Genomic DNA, 17,818 nt, shown 5'->3' on the forward strand with positions numbered 1-17,818 from the left:
TTCTTTATGAATCTAATAGAACAATCCGAAGATTTCGTCAGTAATTTACTCAAAGATAAACTTTCTAATCTATATTCTTATCATAATTTTAACCATACTTTCACAGTAGTTACTGCGGTAAAAGAACTATGTAAAAAAGAAGATGTTGAAGGTGATGATAAAGAGGCACTTTTAGTGGCAGCGTGGTTTCATGATACAGGATATGTTCATGGATATGAAAATCACGAAAGCACCAGCACAGAAATTGCAACCAAATTTTTAAGAGAAAAAGGAAAATCGGAAGAATTTATAGCACTTGTTGCAAGTTTGATTCTAGCTACAGCTAAAGAATATGAGCCTAAAACACATTTAGAAAAAATCATTAAAGATGCTGATTATGCTCATTTGATGGGAACTGAATATGTTACAACTTGCGAATTGTTACGTTTAGAATTAAAAAATACCGGGATTGTAAGTTTCTCTAATGCAGAATGGACAAGAGAAAACTTGAATTTCTTATTAAATAAACATCGATTTTATACGGATTATGCTTTAAGAAAATGGCAACCTTTGAAAGAGAAAAACTTATTGTTAATTCAAAAGAAAATAAACAAACAAGAATTAAAAGCCGCTGCAGCCATCGAAGAAGAAAACAAAAAGAAGGATAAAGCGGAAAAACCAGATCGTGGAATAGACACTTTATTTCGTGTTACACTTGGAAATCATACCCGCTTAAGCGGAATTGCAGATAGTAAAGCCAATATTTTATTGTCTGTAAATGCGATCATCATTTCGATCGCATTATCTTCTATTATTCCAAAATTGGATAGTCCAAAAAACGCGCATTTGGTTGTTCCAACTTTTATTATGCTGATGTCGAGCGTAATCACTATTATTTTTGCAATTCTTTCTACACGACCAAAAGTAACATCCGGTTTTTTTACGCGCGGTGATGTTGAGGCTAAGAAAGTAAATTTAATGTTCTTCGGAAATTTCTATAAAATGCCTTTGGAAGATTACGATTGGGCCATGAATGAAATGATGAAAGACAGAGATTATCTTTATTCAACCATGATTAAAGATTTGTACTATCTAGGTTTGGTTTTGCAGCGAAAATACAATTTACTCCGAATTGCTTACAACTTCTTTATGTTTGGATTAATTATAACGGTTATCTCGTTTGTAATTGCTTTTAAATCAATTTAAAATTTTAAAATATTTTTTAAGATTGACAACTTTGTCAAATATTTAAATATGCAGAAATGTTTTTAAACACATAGAAACTAGTTTTTTCTTTATTTAAAAAGAATGAAGAAAGAAACTAGTTTATCACACATAGCTATGTGTATTAATGAAAGTGAAACGCCTTTTTTTAAGTTTCAAAATCTATGTTACTATGTGTTTAAAAATAAAAAAAAAAGCCCAACTTTTAGTTGAGCTCATCTAATAAATCTTGGTAAGTTATTTTTTTGATTTGTGAATTTGACGTATTATTAATCACTTTTACACGAATCGCTCTTAAACCAGAAACTCCTTGAAGATCTTCGACTTCAAACTGTTCTATTGCAGGTTCTAGAATTTTCTTGTGCTGCAGATATTTAATGTATTTTAAATATTCTGCTTCTTCGCTGTTTTGCGAATAAACGATTGTAATTTTCTCTTTTTCTGTAATGCGTTCGTTTGTTCCTTTTATATGCGACTTATCAATTCGTTTTTTGACTACTTCATATCTGGCATTATAAGTCCCGTCAACATCAAAACGTTTTTCATCCATTCTAAAACGGATAGAAAGAGGTGAACTGAAAACTAAAATCAATGAAGTCACATCCAATTCATAAGGAAGCGATTCTTTAAGGTCATGATGTTCCAATTCCATTTCGCACAAAGTCTGTAATTGCCATAAACGAAGATTATGCAAATACATAATATCGAATAGTTTTGTAGGCGAAATTGAAGCCCCAATATACAAATTATGCTCCACACCATCTGTTTTAAAACGCTCATAATAGTGCGGATAAATCTGCTGTGCTTCAACTTGCTTTCTGTCTAAAACAGTTGCCAGCCTTTTATTAATGATTGACATGGCATTGTCAAATTTCTTTCTTTCCTGATAAAACATTCCTGTTTTTTCATCCAGACTTTCAAAGTAAAGTTTTTCTAATTTTTCGTTTTTAGGGTTACTTTTTGTGTTTTTAAGAATCGGGTGAATTTCTTCTTCAATATAACGTTGAATGTGCTGTTCTGTATCTGCTTTTAATGGAAAATCCAATTCAGCTCGAAGTGATTCCAATTCAAATTTTCTTTGTTCCAAAAGAACTAAATTCGAGTTTTCCTCTTGATTTTCGAAAATTTCTAAAAGAGCGCTAAGCTGACTTTTTAAGTCAGTTTTGACTGTCTCATTTCGATGTTCAGAAGAACCTTTGATATCAATCTGACCGTATAACGGAAATACATTTTTAAAAACAATTTCTTTAAAAATATAATCTTTAGTATGATTTAAATTTTGAAAGTAATTCTGAGATTCTTTTTTGAATTTCCAATAAACACTCGGATGAATTGTTGTATACTCACGTTGAATAATTGCTTCAACCTGATGCTGCATATCTGTATTGTAACGATCAATTGTATCCGTTAAATAAGGAAGAACCAACTCTAATTTTGTAGCATTCACACTATTTAAATCTCTCGGATTTTCAGAAACCAATTCAACAACTCCCAATAAATGCCCATCTTTAATAACAGGAGCAAAAATACAGCTGTGAATGTTTTGAGTCAATAAATGTTCCCCAAGTCTTTTATTTGTTGATTCATCTGTAAATTTCTGAACATTAGAAATCACGAAAGGCTCTCTCTTATCCAGCAAATTTTCGAAAGAACATCCAAAAAAAGCATTTTTGCAATCGACTTCCTGATCGGATGAAAGCAAGAAACTTTTAAGTTGCGTGTCGTATTTTACAGGTCTGATAAATTTTTCTTCTTCAGGATTATAAATGATAAATCCGACTTTTAAATTCGGAAGATTAAAAATCGACTGAAAAATATTTGAGATTTCTTTATCTGTTGTAACTGTTTTTACACCAGGTTTCAGTAAGTTACTTTTTAAGGTAGAAATAGCACTTTCTGTGGTGGCATCAAAAAGAGAAACAATTCCAAAACCTCTTAAAATCCAGCTTCCTTTTGGGAATTTTGACTTCCATAAATTGATGTCATTATAGTTATCAATCAATTGGTCAATATCTTCCGGAGTTAAAGTAACTGCATTTTCGGTTGGAATAATCTCCATGAAATCTGCGTTGTACAAAATACGATAATGTTTTTCTACACCATTTTCATCTGGAATATCATAGAAAAAAGGCTGATTAAAATCGATATGCTGTTTGTAATAATAGCTAAGAATCAGACAACAGTTATTGATGTAGAATTGATGTTCGCTAAAATCGCGAATTTCCATGTAAAATTCATCTCCCGCATTTTTTAGAATTTTTTTAAAACGTTCTGTATAATTAAAGGAGATATTTTGAAATGGAATAGTAACTGCTTTTATTTCATTTTGTGTTAAAGCAGTCGGAAACAAATCGGCTAAAATATTTTTGATTAATGCTTCATTCTCTTTTATAACAGCGTAATCATGAATTCCTGTTCTTAATTCTGGAATTGATTCTATTTGTTTTAAAATGGCTTTTGCATAATCGGATCTATAATCAACATCTGACAAAGCAATTTCTTCAAAGGATTCGATTAGCTTATGAAATGATATTATCGTAGTGAAAGGACTTTCTTTAAAAAACTGAATATCCATCTGAGTTATTTTTTAATGCAAAATTAAGGATAAATTAAGAATCAACGACATTTTACGATTTCTTTCCTTTATTATTCGATAGATAAAGTCCTTATTTGACGGGCATTTCAAAAATCAGCTAATTATTTTAACAAAAAATTAACTTCCGTAATTACGGAACGATCGTTCCGTAATTATATCTTTGTACCATAATAATTGAATAATCAATAACTTAAAAACAAATAAAATGAAAAATTTAGAAAACAAAGTTGCAATAGTAACAGGCGGAAACAGTGGAATAGGATACGCAGCAGCAGCTGATTTCGTGTCAAAAGGAGCAAAAGTAATCGTAACAGGAAGAAATAAAGAAGCTTTAGCAAAAGCTGAAACAGAATTGAATGTTACTGGAATTGTTGCTGATCAATCTGATTTAAAATCAATTGACAGTTTGGTAGAACAAGTAAAAACTCAATTCGGAAAAGTTGATATTTTATTCTTAAATGCCGGAATTGCCGCTTTTGCTCCAGTAGATTCTGCTTCAGAAGAGCATTATGATAGTATTATGAATGTAAACGTAAAAGGAGTTTATTTTACAGTTCAAAAAGTATTACCCATTTTGAATGATGGAGGTTCTATTATTTTTAATACTTCAGTGAATGCGCAATTAGGAATGCCAGGTTCAAGTGTATACGGCGCGAGTAAAGCAGCAGTTTTATCATTAAACAGAATATTTGCAGCTGAATTGGCTGGAAGAAAAATTAGAGTAAATGCAGTATCTCCTGGTCCAATTGAAACTCCTTTGTATGATAAAGTTGGTTTAGAAAAAGAAGAAGTAGAAGGTTTAGGTGCTGCTCTTGGAGAGAAAATTTTATTAAAACGTTTTGGACAAGCTGCTGAAGTTGCTAAAACAGTTAGTTTCCTTGCTTCGGATGATGCATCATTTATTACAGGAACAGAAATTGTTGTTGATGGTGGACTTACTGTAAATACAGTATTATAATTTTTTGATTAATTCAGGAACGATTGTTCCGTATTTTTAGTATCTTTGGAAATGAATTTAATTTTAATGCGATGGCTAGAACGAAAGAATTTAACGAAGATCAGGCTTTAGATAAAGCAATTGAGATTTTTTGGCACAAAGGTTACAACGGAACATCTGCACAAGACTTGGTAACGCATTTGGGTTTAAGCCGTTCGAGTTTGTATGATACTTTTGGCGATAAGCAAAAGCTTTTTGTAAAGTCATTAAAACGCTATCAGCAGCAAAATCAAGAAAGTCTGATACAGCTTTTTGAAAACTCTGAAAACATCAAAACAACGATTACTGAAATTTTCAAGCAAGCTGTTTTAGAAAGTCTTCAGGACAGAATTACAAAAGGTTGTTTTATGGTAAATTCTGCGGTAGAATTGGCGATGCACGATCCTGAAATAGCTAAAATAGTTCACGATAACCAAAAAGCTGTTGAAGATATTTTTTATAATGCAGTGAAAAAAGGGCAGGAGTCGGGTCAGATTTCTGATAAACAAGAGGCTAGATCACTGGCACGTTTTATCTTTAACAATTATTCCGGAATTCGGGTTTTGGCTAGAGCTGGTGAAAATGACAAACAAGTTTACGATGATATTCTTAAAGCTATATTCTCTTTATTTTAAGGGAAATTAAAGCACATAAAAAAAGGCAATTACAAATGTAACTGCCTTTTTTTGTTTTAAGTAAGTAATAGAAAATGAAAACTTCTTAGCTTTTTTCTTCTTTATTGAAATACACTAAGTAGTAATACATTTGTTTTTCTTCATCCCAGCCTTTTTCAACAAATTTTTCTGCGCTTTCAGGATTGATGAAATCCATTTTAATCTGAATGTGAGTATCTAAATTGATCACATTTTTAATCGATTTTCTAGCGTCAGAAACAGCTGCGTTGGCAATAGGGAATGAGGTAACATCTTCGATGCTGTATTTTTCTCCTTTATCAACTTTATAGTTTTTAAATTCAGGAATCAAATCAGGATTGTCTAATACTTCATTCAAGAAATTTTGTTCTTCAAACTGATCATTTTTAGCGAAATAATTCACAGATCGGTTCATAAACATTACTTCCTCTTTCTTATCTTCTGCTGGCAAAACCACGTCTTTCGCGAAGTTCTGACAGAATTTTAAATATTTCTTTGTGATGAAATTTTCATCTTCAAATGCATCTACAGATAAAAAGTGCTCTAACCAATAACGTGCATCGTAACGGTTACTGTCTACAGTTAAAATTTTGTATCCTTCTTCTTTTTTATAATTGAAGATCAAACATCCTTTATCTAATTTATTCAAGTTGATTCCTTGCTGTAAAATCATTTCAAGGTTGCTGTTTTTTTCTTCAAACTGTAAAAAGTCAGCTTGCAATTCGCTTTTAAAAATTCCGATTGCGTCAACTACATTATTATCAATGCTTAGATTGGTTAAATACGTTACATAAACCTCTCCATTTTTAATGTGCGGATGATTTGACTGTTCGTATAAATGTTTTGTGATGTTTTTAGAAACCTCATGTACACTCGACGGATTTGCAAAAATCTCAGTCGCGTATTTAAACATGTCGTTGTAATCCAAGTCCACTTCGTGTGCAAACTGATAATAGTTTTCTTCTTTTTCTCTAAAAGGCTTAAAAAAGAATTCTTTTATCAAAGGAACAATTTCGTCATTTAAGTTAAATGGCTGCTCTGATAAAAAAATAGCTTCGTTACGGCTTTTGTTTCCTACGCGATGTATCGCAAGCGTCTCGATGTGGGTGTTGAATAAGTTGATCATTTATTTTTAGGTTTGAAGTAACATAGTGACAAAGAGACAAAGTTTTATTTGCTATCTTTTAATTTTTTTATAAAAGCGCTTAACATTCGCTCCAATTCTCTGCTTTCTCCGTTTGTTTTACTGAATTGGTAATCGGTTATATATTTTAGATTGAATGAAATTTCAAGCTGAGTTTGCATTTCAAATAAAGATGAAATAGAAATATTTAAGAATCTTAGCAATTCAGTCTTTCCATTTCTGCCATATCCTTCGGCAATATTACTCGGTATTGATACTGAACATCTTCTAATTTGTGAAGATAGTCCATAAATTTCTTCTTTCGGGAATGAATTTGTTAATTGGTAAATTTCAGTTACCAGATTCATAGATTTCTGCCAGATTAAAAGGTCGCGAAAAGTTTTCATTATATATTTTAAGAATTAAAATATAAAAATAAGGAAAAATATTACATTTTAAAATCGTCAAATTTTAAAGAAACCTTTGAACCTTTGTTACTCTGAACCTTTGAACCTAAAAAAACTAGTTCCAATTCTCCTCAAATCCATAATCTTCAAAGCTGTCGTCGCCTTCAAACATATCAAGATCGTCTTCGTCTAGATCATCTTCAAATTCGCCATAGATATCATCGTGCATATCATCGGCTTCGAAGTTTTTTTCTATAGCATCAGCAGGCATTTCTCCATGAGAGAATAATGTTTCAGGGTATGTTGCGCCTACAGCTTCATCTTCGACTGCTGCCAATTCTACTAAGAAAGTCCACATGCTGATGAAATCGTAAACATAGATGATTTTTGTATTTTCTTTGTCTAAGATACTAGATAATGGATAATCGTTCATGGTTCTCATTTCGCCAGGAACGTCACCTGTATCAAAAAGCGGAATTTCATCTTCTTGATTCCATGTATCATCGCAAGTGTAAAACGAAGCAACTTCAGATCCGTCAAAACCAAAAGAATTGAAGATAGCATTATGTAAATCTTCCAGTGTATCATCTTCAAGTATTGCAATGTCTCTGAAAATATCTTCTTCGGCGTCTAGAATTACTCTAAATTTATAAACCATAATCTTTGTTTTTATTGAGAGGTCAAAGGTAAAATATAAAAAACGAAATACGAATTAGGAATTGCGATTTGTTGAAAAGATTTTAGAAAATTGATTGTCAATAGTTTGTCAGGCTGAGCGAAGTCGAAGCCCTTTCCCAATTGGAACGCCCTTCGACTTCGCTCAGGGTGACATACAATAGCATAAAACTATTTTCTCGCCAGTCTCTTTCTAATTTTATGATAATGTTTATGATAGGTGCTGTGGCTTGGATAACTTCTACTTGAAGTCATATTATTAAAAATCAAAGCCGTGAAAAGCAATATCATAACTCCTGTAAAAACGGGAGAAAGCACATACATATAACCTAAGGCTTTTACTTTTTCTGTTCCAATTACAGCAATCAATGCTGTTGCGCCTCCCGGTGGATGGAGTGTTTTAGTAATCTGCATTAAAATAATGGCAAAAGAAACTGCTAAAGGCGCGGCAATCCACATAATATCAGGAACCAATTTATTGACTGTTACACCAACAAGAGCCGAAATTACATGCCCGCCAACTAAATTGCGTGGTTGAGAAAAAGGGCTCTGAATGATTCCGTAAACCAAAACGCTCGATGCTCCAAAAGAACCGATTAAATAAACTGCGTCAGAACCAGAAAAATGTATCGATTGTACGTAAGCTAAAATTCCAATTCCAACAAATGAGCCTAAAAAAGACCAAAAATGTTCTTTAAAATCAATTAATGTTTCTTTATAAAGGATATAACGTGTTTTGCGATAGCTTCTTTTTATTTTTTCAGTTGGCATAATGTGGTATTATTTTGCTCGTTATGCTTTTAAATATATTTTGCTAGATACTTGCAATCTCTAGATTTAGTCTCGAAATTATTTAACTAAACTTGGCGAATAACTGTATACAGTATAAGGATAAATCATTTTTGCCGTATATTTTGAAATCAAACAAACGGCTAGAATTGGAAAAAATAATGTATAATCGTTTGTTAATCCGCAAACTAGGAAAATAGCTGTAAAAGGCGCATGAATGCTTGCACTCAAAACGGCTGCCATTCCGATAATCATAAAATTAACCGGAATTACATTTACATGAAAAAAGCTATTTAAAATAGAAGCCAATAATAATCCTAAAAAAGCTCCGATAAATAAACTCGGTGCAAAAACTCCACCGTCGCCGCCAGAAGCCAATGTAATTGAAGTTACAATTGGTTTTAGAATCAAAATTCCAATAAAAGTTAAAGCTAAAGTTATGGTTAGAAGTTGCGCTGCATTTCCGAAAATTCCTTTGATAGCATGATATCCTTCTCCATATAATTGTGGAAAAAAGAATAGAGAAAGGCTTAAAACTGCCGACCCTAAAATGATTTTATAATAATGTGTATCGATTTTTCCGAATTGAGATTTAAAAAATAATACACAACGCGTTAAGTAAACCGAATTCATTCCAGCTAAAATTCCTAAAAGAATGAAATACGGGATTGCTTTAAGATGCCATGTTGTGATTGAAACAGCGAATAAAGGCTCTTCTTTTAAAATAGTCAATAATCCAAAAGCTATCGAAACCGCAATTAAATTAGAAATGATAAAAGCTCTGGTTACTTTTCTTGAAATTACTTCAAATGCAAATAAAACTCCCGCAATCGGACTGCTGAAAAGTGCTGTAACACCTGCTGCAACTCCTGCGCAGATTAATTCTGTTTTGTATTGGCGGAAAACATTTTCTTTTTCGTGCGCTACAGAACCAATAGTAGCGGTAGCAACAACGGTAGAAACTTCGATTCCGGTTGAACCTCCAAAAATAACTGTCAATAATCCGTTGATAAAGTGCGATGGAATTTTATAAGAAGGAAGGTTTTTAGACTTTGATGCGGTACTTTCAAAAACTTCTTTGATTCCTTTGTTTTCTTTTTTCTTAAAAAGATATTGTCTTAAGAAGTAAATAACAGATAAACCGAAAACAGGAAAAATAATGTAATATATAGGATGGACTGAAACTTCGTGAAAGAAGATTTCTTCGTAATATTCTGTTATTTTTTTTAGTGAAATTCCGAGAAAGGCTGAAAGAAAGCCAATTAAAATAGAAACAATAACTAATTTTCGGAATTTAATGAATTGATGATTTTTTTTGATTTGCGCCGTTTTGTTCATCAGAGTAAGATTAAGAAATCCGCATTTTTTTTCTGCGGATTACAAAATTAAGCATCAAAATTGGTTTTTTCTAGGAAATCTTCATTTTAGTGTGTTAAAATGGATATAAACAGGAAAAATCTTTCGTAAAAAAGAGACAAAGTTACAGAGGAGCAAAGGGACAAAGTTTTATGCGGAGGCATTAAATATTTGATTTCGCACGATGAAATTTGAATTGCCTCCAACTTTAGTAGGAGGTTGAAAATAAAAGAGAGAAGGGCTTTAGCCAAATACGTTTTGTTTGGCTAAAGCCCTTTTGGGACTATAATTTATTCATGCAACTAAAGCTGGACTCAATTCAAAAGAATATTACTATAAACCTTTGTCCCTTTGTAACTCTGTTACTTTGTCCCTTTCATTTATCTCTCATAAAACTCAATCGGCAATAAATCTGGATCAGCGATAAAAGTAAAACGTTTTTCAGTAGTTTCGTCAATTCTTATTGGCTCAGATTCTATATTTTTAGCAGTTAAAAAGGCTATGGTTTCGTCTAGATTAATAACTTCAAAAGCCAAATGACGCAATCCCACAGCTTCTGGTCTTGAAGGACGTTGCGGCGGATTTGGAAATGAAAATAATTCGATAACATAAGAACCATTTAATGCCAAATCTAATTTGTAAGACTGGCGTTCTTCGCGATAGATTTCACGAATAATGGTTAGGCCCAAAATCTGAGTATAGAAGTATTTCGATTTTTCGTAATCTGAACATAAAATGGCAATATGATGAACTTTGTTAAGGGTAAGCATTATTTTTTAGATTCAGGTTCTTGATTTAATTTTCGGATTACTTTTGCAGGATTTCCAACGGCCAATGAATTGTCTGGAATATCTTTCGTTACTACAGATCCAGCGCCGATTACACAACCTTTTCCAATAGTAACTCCAGGACAGATAACAGAATTGCCTCCAATCCAACAATCGTCTCCAATGGTAACAGGATAAGCATTTTCTAATGTTTTTCTTAATTCGGCGTCAAGCGGATGAGAGGCCGTGTAAATCTGAACATTTGGCGCAATAAATACATTTGAGCCAATATTTACAGGCGCGCAATCCAAAACCACACAATTCACATTGAAATAAACGTTTTCGCCTGCAAAAATATTATAACCATAATCACAATGAAATGGAGGTTCAATGTATAAACCTGCTCCAGCATTTGGAATCAGCTCCTTTAAAATTTCTTTGGCCTTTTTAGTAACTCGATATTCTTTTACATTTAAACTATGCAAAAGGTTTTTTGCGGCACGACGACCTTTTAGTAATTCTGGATCAAAGGCATTGTAATATTCGCCGGTAATCATTTTTTCTTTTTCTGTTTTCATTATTTACATTTTCGTCTTAGCGATTTTCTCATGTATTTTTACCGTTTCCTGCAAAGCCGCAGTACAATACCAAGGCGTTAATTAGGCTTCTAGTAAATTGGCTTTTATGGCAGGATCTGTTTCTACAAGTTTTTTTGCTTCTTCGACAGTTTCTACATTAAATACATAAATGCCTCGATATTTTCTGTCATTTTTCATAAAAGGTCCAGCAACAACTAGTTTTCCTTCTTTAGCCAATTTATTAATATTAGCCATATGTCCTTCAAATAATTTTTTGCTTTCTTCTTTTGAAATAGTTGTATTGCTTCCTGATTTTAAAAGACAAAAAACATATTTCTTCATTCCGTATTCATCAGCGTGAAGCGATTTTGCTAAAGCTTCATCATATTTTACTTCGGCTTCTTGTGAAAATCCGATGGTATTAAAAAGTAAAAAGACTAGAATAAAAATGGAAGTTTTCATCTGATAATTTAAGTTTAAAGATTAACCCCGATTTTTGTCATTTCGAGGAAGGAGAAATCGCACTAGAAATTCCGCAAAGCAAATCGAGTTTGTATGGAATCCCGCGTGTGGTTTCTCGTTTCTCGAAATGACAATACTGTGGGAAAAATATTCTTGTAATTAAAGCAGTTTCTTCAAAATAACAATCTGTCCTAAATGATATACGTCGTGCTGAATAATTCCGTGAAGATGTTCGTAATAACTATGCCCATTATTTACGTAGATTTTTGCTAAATCAGCATCATCAAAATTTTCAAAAAAAGCAGTCCAAGAATCTTGCGATTTTGCCAATGTTTGAAGCGATTGTTCCCAAGCAGCTTCAGACGGATCTAAGACAGGAACAAAATAATTATGATCTGGAGTTTTGATGACTTCTCCCTGCATGCGCTCGAGAATGTTTCTTCTCCATTGAATTAAATGATTTACTATTTCCCAAATGGTATTCAAATTTGGATTTATTTTTTTGTAAGCCTGTTCTGCTGTTACATTTTGTAAAGTGTTAGCTAGATTAACTTCCAGCCAAGGATTTCCATTATAAATGGATTGATATAAATTTGAAATTCTAACGCTTTCTGACATAAATGGTAATTTTTTGGAATTCCTAGCTAAGATACAAATTATAGTCATTTACAACTCATCCTCGAAATTCTACAATTGGGTTATTATATATTTTTTAACGTTTAATGTTAAAATATATTTGCCTCATCAAAACCAAAGATGATATGAAAACCAAATTATTTTTTACCATTAGCTTTTTATTTTTTACAGCTTTAATTTTTGCTCAAAATACAATTTCAGGAAAAGTTGTAGATCAAAAAGGAAGACCAGTTGTGGGCGCCAATATTTATATAGACGGAACTTACGATGGGGCAACAAGTTCTGAAACGGGAGAGTTTTCTTTTGAAACTACCGAAACGGGAAATAAATTTTTAGTAGTTAGCTTTCTGCTTTTCGAAACTTTTAAACAAGAAATTGATGTTGCCAATTATAAAAATCAAACTGTAAAATTAAGAGAAAATGTAAATGCGCTTGATGCTGTTGTTATTACTGCGGGAACGTTAGAATCGGGAGATAAAGCAAGAGTTTCGGTTTTAAAACCTTTAGATATTGTCACAACCGCAGGTTCAGCCGGAAATATTGTTGCTGCTTTGCAAACTTTACCAGGAACTCAAAGTGTGGGTGAAGACGGACGTTTGTTTGTTCGCGGTGGAGAAGCAAATGAAACACAGACATTCGTAGACGGAATTCGTGTAGCACAACCTTACGGAGCAACCACAAATAACTTACCAACTCGAAGCCGATTTTCTCCTTTTTTGTTTAGCGGAATCGCATTTTCTACAGGTGGTTATTCTGCGGAATATGGCGAAGCATTATCTAGTGTATTACTTTTAAATACGCAAGATGAAGAAGATCATGAAAAAACAGATATTGGTTTCATGACCGTTGGTCTAAGTTTAGGAAATACGCAGAAATGGGAAAAAAGTTCTTTAAGCGTTAATATGATGTATGTAAATCTAGCGCCTTATCAAGCTGTAATTCCGCAAAATGTAGATTGGAATAATCCATATCAATCGCTTGGTGGAGAAACGGTTTACAGATATAAGTTTACAAATGGAGTATTTAAATTGTATGCTTCTTTTGATTCTGAAAGATTCGATTTAAATCAGAAAAATATCAATTTTGAAAATCCGATCAGAACAGATATGAATAACAATAATTTCTATTTGAATTCTTCTTATAAAGGAAGTATCGGAACAGGATGGCAATTAACTTCTGGCGTTAGCTACGGTTACAGTAAAAACAAATTGAAATATGATATTACCGGAATTAACAATCAGGAAAATGCTGCGCAGTTAAAATTGAAATTATCAAAAAAAGTGTCAAACTATTTTAGATTGTCTTTTGGTGCAGATTATTTCATTACAAAATTCAATGAAGATATTACCGATAATGCTTCTCTTAATGTTGCTAACGGTTACGATTCTAATATTTTTGCCTCTTATGTAGAAGGAGATGTTGCATTTTCTAAAAATTTAGCCTTAAAAGTTGGTTTAAGATATTCTAACAACAGCTTGTTGAATGAAAATAATATTGCTCCAAGAGCTTCTTTAGGTTACAAAGTTTCAAAAAGCAGTCAATTTTCTTTCGCTTATGGAGATTTTACACAAACACCAGTTGTAGATTATATTAAATATTCTCAGTACCATCAGTTTGAAAGTGAAAAAGCAAAACATTATATTTTGAATTATACGTTTACAAAACCTGGACAATTGCTTCGAACAGAACTGTATTATAAAGATTATAGCAATTTAGTGCAATACGATACAAGAGATATTCAATACAATTCGGTTTTCAATAACAACGGATCGGGTTATGCAAAAGGTTTTGATTTGCTTTGGAGAGATAGTAATTTATATAAAAACTTAGAATATTGGATTTCATACTCTTATATCGATTCAGAAAGACAATATAAAAACTTTCCAAATATGGCTACTCCTAGTTTTGTTGCTAATCATAATTTATCTGTTGTAACCAAATATTTTATAACAGATTGGAAATCACAAATCGGATTTACAAATAGTTTCAGCTCAGGCCGCCCGTACAATGATCCGAATCAAACGCAATTCATGAGCGGAAAAACAAAGTCTTACAATAGTTTGAGTTTTAACTGGGCCTATTTATTGACGACACAAAAAATCCTTTATTTCTCAGTATCCAATATTTTAGGAACACAAAATGTTTTCGGCTACGATTACGCCAGAACGCCAGACGCAAGCGGAGTGTACCAAAGACAAGCTGTAATCCCGACTGCAGATCGATTTTTCTTCGTAGGCTTCTTTTGGACAATTAGTCAGAATAAAAATGAGAATCAGTTGAAGAATCTTTAAAAGATTCTGAGGTTCTAAGATACTAAGGTGCTAAGAAAAAAAACTTAGAACCTTAGCCCCTCAGCACCTTAGTAACTCAAAAAAAACAATTCAGTAACCAAAATCAACAACTCGGTATCATTTAGTTTTAAAACAATAAAAACCGACATACTTTTGAAGTATAAATTAAAAGAGACAAAGAAGCAAAGCAGCAAAGGCTCAAAGTTTTTTGAATAGCAATAATAAGAAAATAAGACCTTGTCACTTTGTAACTCTGAACCTTTAAACCTTAAAAAAAGAGTTTTAATTATCAATCAAAAAAAATAGAATCTCAGAACCTTAGTAACTTAGAAACTTAAAAAAAAGAAATCATGACCAAAATTATTACAGTTATCGCATTATTTGTTTGTAGTTTATTATCTGCTCAAACACAATTTGAACAAGGAATGACAAAAGCGTTTGGACTTTGGAAAGAAGGAAAAAACACAGAAGCTTCTCAATTATTTGAAAGAATTGCAGCTGCTGAAAAAAACAGTTATTTGCCAAATTATTATATCGCTTTAATTAATACAACAGCTGTGTTTACAGAAAAAGACAAAACAAAAATTGATTTGTTATTGACAAAAGCACAAGACGCATTAGATGTAGAATTAATAAAAGATCAAAGCAATTCAGAATTATATGTAATGCAAGCTTTAATCTACACAGGATATGTTGTTGCAGACCCAATGACAAACGGAATGAAATATTCTGGCAAAGTAATGGAAGCTTACGCAAAAGCCAAAGCGTTAGACCCAAACAACCCAAGAGCTGTTTTTGGTGAAGCAGATTATCAATTAGGAGGTGCAAAATGGACAGGGGTTGACACAAAACCTTTATGTGCTCAAGTTGCAAAATCTATTGAACTTTTTAATACTTTTAAACCAGCGACTCCTTTTTCTCCAAAATGGGGATTAGAAAGAGCTTTGGAAGTCCAAAAAACGTGTAAATAATAAATTAATATAAGAAGCATATAATGAAAGAAAGAACATTTACCGATCTGAAAAGTGGAACAATAGTCTGTTTCAAGATTTCGATGATCTTTGCCGTAATATTTTCAGCTTCTTTAGGAGATGATTTAAATGTTAGAAATGTTCTTTTAACTTTCTTTATAAGCTGTCTTTATTCTTTCGGATTAGGTTTTGGAAATGGCTTCCTGAATGTGCTCTTAGACAAAAAATGGGATTGGCTGGAACAAACAAACCTTAGAGTTTATTACGGAATTCTAGTAACCGTTTTGTATACAGTTCCTGTAGTTTTAGCCATAAACTATTTCATTTTTGTGGTATTGCAGGATGTGAGCTTAGAGGTGTTTTTGGGAGCAAGAATGATATGGGTACATCTTTTTTATATTATTTTATCTTTAGGAGTTTCCACTTTTTTACAAGCCAGAAGTTTTATGGTGAAGTGGAAAAAAGCTTCAAAAGTTGAAATAACGCAGCAAAAAATCATCGCCGGAACTGCCAGCGCCAAATTTGAAAGTTTAAAAAATCAGATTGACCCACATTTTCTTTTTAATAGTTTGAATGTTTTAAGTTCATTGATTGAAGAAAATCCTGATAATGCGCAGCGTTTTACCACTTCTTTATCTAAAATTTACAGATATGTTTTAGAGCAGAAAGATAAAGAATTGGTTTCTGTTGAAGATGAATTGTCATTTGCTAAAACTTACATGAATCTGCTTAAAATGCGTTTCGAAAATAGTTTGTTTTACGAATTGCCAACAGAAAACATCAATCCAGATGCTAAAGTGGTTCCGCTTTCTTTACAGCTTTTACTGGAGAATACTGTAAAGCATAATATTGTAAGCGAACAAAAACCTTTGCATATTAGAATATTTATTGACGGAGATTATTTGGCTATACAAAATGATCTTCAAAAGAAAGAAGTTTTGCAAGATAGACAAGGTGTTGGATTGCAGAATATTGTAAATCGATACGGAATTATAACGGACCGAAGAGTGAAAATTGATCAAGACGAAAAGAATTTCACCGTTAGAATTCCAATTTTAACCAAACAAATTACAGTTATGGAAATGAGTGCAGAATATACAGATGAGGCAAAAGCCTATTATAGAGCCAAAAAAAGAGTTGAAGAACTAAAAGGTTTTTACGGAAATATTATTTCATACTGTTGTGTAATTCCATTTTTAGTTTTTATCAATCTAAAATTTTCACCAGGATTTCAATGGTTTTGGTTTTCTGCTTTAGGCTGGGGATTTGGAGTTGCCATGCATGCTTTTAAAGTTTTTGGATACAGTTCAGATTGGGAAGAACGTAAAATACGAGAAATTTTAGAGAGAGATAACAAACAAAACACTTGGAAATAATGACTGAAAAAGATTTTACTGAAGCGGATCGTTATTATGATGCTCAGAAAAGAGTGAAAGAATTAAGAGAGTTTTACGAGCATTTGAGTGTATACGTTTTGTCTACTCCAATTGTAATTATAGTAAATTTAATGACCTCTCCAGAGTATTTGTGGTTTATTTGGTGTGTAGTAGGCTGGGGAATGGCAATTGTTTTACATGGATTAAAAGTTTTTAGTTTTCCGCCTTTCTTTAATAAAAAATGGGAGGATAAAAAAATACAAGAATTTTTAGAAAAAGAAAATAAACGTAGACTTGAAAGTAATCATGGAAACAAATTTGAGTAACGATCAGGAACAAACTATTTTGAAGGAACTAGCCAGCAAAAAAGTAAAACAGCTAAAGTCATTTTACAATCATTTATTTGTTTATGTAATCTCGATGATTGTATTTCTTCTGAAAGAATATACCAATCTTCCACTTCATTTTTTTCCAATACAATACATCAATTGGGTGGTTATGATTATTTGGTCGGCTGTAATACTTGGTTCTGCTATTGATATGTTTGCATCTTATAAAATTTTTGGCACACAATGGGAACAACGTAAATTGAAAAGCATCTTAGAAAAAAAATATAAAAAACAAAAATGGGAATAATCATGGAAAGGATTTTAAGCGAAGAGGAAAGATATATCGCGGCTAAAAAGAAAGTCGAAAATATTAAAGGATTTTATGGAAATCTAGTTTCTTACATATTAGTAAATGCCATTTTAATCTTTATCAATTTGTATACATCACCACAATATTTATGGTTTTTCTGGCCGCTATTATGGTGGGGAGTTGGAGTTATCTTTCACGGATTGAAAGTTTTTGAAGTTTTTCCTGGAATGGGTAAAGAATGGGAGGAAAGAAAAATTCAGGAATTTATGGAGAAAGAGAAAGAAAATAAAAACAAGTGGAAATAATTTTTAAAAAAAAAT

Annotated in this window: 19 protein-coding genes; 9 read left to right on the top strand and 10 right to left on the bottom strand. The window is 32.2% G+C overall.

Annotated features, from left to right (window positions below):
* The first annotated feature begins 6 nt into the window (after positions 1 to 6).
* Positions 7 to 1,185 (top strand): Pycsar system effector family protein, encoded by a 1,179-nt coding sequence (locus tag LL966_RS00745; RefSeq protein WP_229349235.1) that lies wholly within the window; start codon positions 7 to 9, stop codon positions 1,183 to 1,185.
* A 223-nt stretch (positions 1,186 to 1,408) separates the two neighbouring features.
* On the opposite strand, the gene LL966_RS00750 is transcribed toward LL966_RS00745, so the two are convergent.
* Complete coding sequence (locus LL966_RS00750; RefSeq protein WP_229349237.1) at positions 1,409 to 3,778, bottom strand: GAF domain-containing protein; 2,370 nt, start codon at positions 3,776 to 3,778, stop codon at positions 1,409 to 1,411.
* 226 nt (positions 3,779 to 4,004) lie between these two features.
* On the opposite strand from LL966_RS00750, the gene LL966_RS00755 reads away from it, so the two are divergent.
* The gene (locus LL966_RS00755; protein WP_229349239.1) at positions 4,005 to 4,757 is read left to right on the top strand and encodes an SDR family oxidoreductase; all 753 of its coding nucleotides are present in this window, start codon (positions 4,005 to 4,007) and stop codon (positions 4,755 to 4,757) included.
* A 71-nt stretch (positions 4,758 to 4,828) separates the two neighbouring features.
* Positions 4,829 to 5,410, top strand: coding sequence for a TetR/AcrR family transcriptional regulator (locus LL966_RS00760; protein ID WP_229349241.1), 582 nt, complete (start codon positions 4,829 to 4,831; stop codon positions 5,408 to 5,410).
* A gap of 85 nt (positions 5,411 to 5,495) precedes the next feature.
* Here the strand turns inward: LL966_RS00760 and LL966_RS00765 are convergent, their stop codons facing one another.
* The 9 genes from LL966_RS00765 to LL966_RS00805 form a co-directional block, all read right to left on the bottom strand.
* Positions 5,496 to 6,554, bottom strand: a complete 1,059-nt coding sequence (locus LL966_RS00765; RefSeq protein ID WP_229349243.1) for a nucleoid-associated protein — start codon at positions 6,552 to 6,554, stop codon at positions 5,496 to 5,498.
* A gap of 44 nt (positions 6,555 to 6,598) precedes the next feature.
* Positions 6,599 to 6,958, bottom strand: coding sequence for a four helix bundle protein (locus LL966_RS00770; protein WP_229349245.1), 360 nt, complete (start codon positions 6,956 to 6,958; stop codon positions 6,599 to 6,601).
* Positions 6,959 to 7,073: 115 nt separating this feature from the next.
* Positions 7,074 to 7,616, bottom strand: coding sequence for a plasmid pRiA4b ORF-3 family protein (locus LL966_RS00775; protein ID WP_229349247.1), 543 nt, complete (start codon positions 7,614 to 7,616; stop codon positions 7,074 to 7,076).
* Between the two features lie 188 nt (positions 7,617 to 7,804).
* Positions 7,805 to 8,404, bottom strand: coding sequence for an HPP family protein (locus LL966_RS00780; RefSeq protein WP_229349249.1), 600 nt, complete (start codon positions 8,402 to 8,404; stop codon positions 7,805 to 7,807).
* A 78-nt stretch (positions 8,405 to 8,482) separates the two neighbouring features.
* Positions 8,483 to 9,760, bottom strand: a complete 1,278-nt coding sequence (locus LL966_RS00785; protein WP_229349251.1) for a chloride channel protein — start codon at positions 9,758 to 9,760, stop codon at positions 8,483 to 8,485.
* Positions 9,761 to 10,158: 398 nt separating this feature from the next.
* Positions 10,159 to 10,548, bottom strand: coding sequence for an SMU1112c/YaeR family gloxylase I-like metalloprotein (gene gloA2, locus LL966_RS00790; protein ID WP_229349253.1), 390 nt, complete (start codon positions 10,546 to 10,548; stop codon positions 10,159 to 10,161).
* Complete coding sequence (locus LL966_RS00795; protein WP_229349255.1) at positions 10,548 to 11,123, bottom strand: sugar O-acetyltransferase; 576 nt, start codon at positions 11,121 to 11,123, stop codon at positions 10,548 to 10,550. The genes gloA2 and LL966_RS00795 overlap by 1 nt, the downstream gene beginning before the upstream one ends.
* 81 nt (positions 11,124 to 11,204) lie before the next feature.
* On the bottom strand, positions 11,205 to 11,585 hold the full coding sequence (locus LL966_RS00800; RefSeq protein WP_229349257.1) for a YciI family protein: 381 nt from the start codon (positions 11,583 to 11,585) through the stop codon (positions 11,205 to 11,207).
* A gap of 159 nt (positions 11,586 to 11,744) precedes the next feature.
* Entirely contained in the window at positions 11,745 to 12,203 is a 459-nt protein-coding gene (locus LL966_RS00805; protein ID WP_229349258.1) for a DinB family protein, read from the bottom strand.
* A 143-nt stretch (positions 12,204 to 12,346) separates the two neighbouring features.
* Here LL966_RS00805 and LL966_RS00810 point away from each other — a divergent pair, with 143 nt between their 5' ends.
* From LL966_RS00810 to LL966_RS00835, 6 genes are all read left to right on the top strand, one after another.
* On the top strand, positions 12,347 to 14,512 hold the full coding sequence (locus LL966_RS00810) for a TonB-dependent receptor (RefSeq protein ID WP_229349260.1): 2,166 nt from the start codon (positions 12,347 to 12,349) through the stop codon (positions 14,510 to 14,512).
* 350 nt (positions 14,513 to 14,862) lie between these two features.
* Positions 14,863 to 15,483 (top strand): hypothetical protein, encoded by a 621-nt coding sequence (locus tag LL966_RS00815; protein ID WP_229349261.1) that lies wholly within the window; start codon positions 14,863 to 14,865, stop codon positions 15,481 to 15,483.
* A gap of 23 nt (positions 15,484 to 15,506) precedes the next feature.
* On the top strand, positions 15,507 to 16,859 hold the full coding sequence (locus LL966_RS00820) for a 2TM domain-containing protein (protein ID WP_229349263.1): 1,353 nt from the start codon (positions 15,507 to 15,509) through the stop codon (positions 16,857 to 16,859).
* Positions 16,859 to 17,185, top strand: a complete 327-nt coding sequence (locus LL966_RS00825; protein ID WP_229349265.1) for a 2TM domain-containing protein — start codon at positions 16,859 to 16,861, stop codon at positions 17,183 to 17,185. The genes LL966_RS00820 and LL966_RS00825 overlap by 1 nt, the downstream gene beginning before the upstream one ends.
* Positions 17,166 to 17,495 carry a 2TM domain-containing protein gene (locus LL966_RS00830; RefSeq protein ID WP_229349267.1) on the top strand — a complete coding sequence of 110 codons (330 nt, stop codon included), beginning with the start codon at positions 17,166 to 17,168 and terminating at the stop codon, positions 17,493 to 17,495. The genes LL966_RS00825 and LL966_RS00830 overlap by 20 nt, the downstream gene beginning before the upstream one ends.
* Positions 17,486 to 17,803, top strand: coding sequence for a 2TM domain-containing protein (locus LL966_RS00835; RefSeq protein ID WP_394799441.1), 318 nt, complete (start codon positions 17,486 to 17,488; stop codon positions 17,801 to 17,803). Before LL966_RS00830 ends, LL966_RS00835 begins: the two co-directional genes overlap by 10 nt.
* The last annotated feature ends 15 nt before the right edge of the window (positions 17,804 to 17,818 follow it).

Source organism: Flavobacterium chungbukense (assembly GCF_020805785.1).
Lineage (GTDB): Bacteria > Bacteroidota > Bacteroidia > Flavobacteriales > Flavobacteriaceae > Flavobacterium > Flavobacterium chungbukense.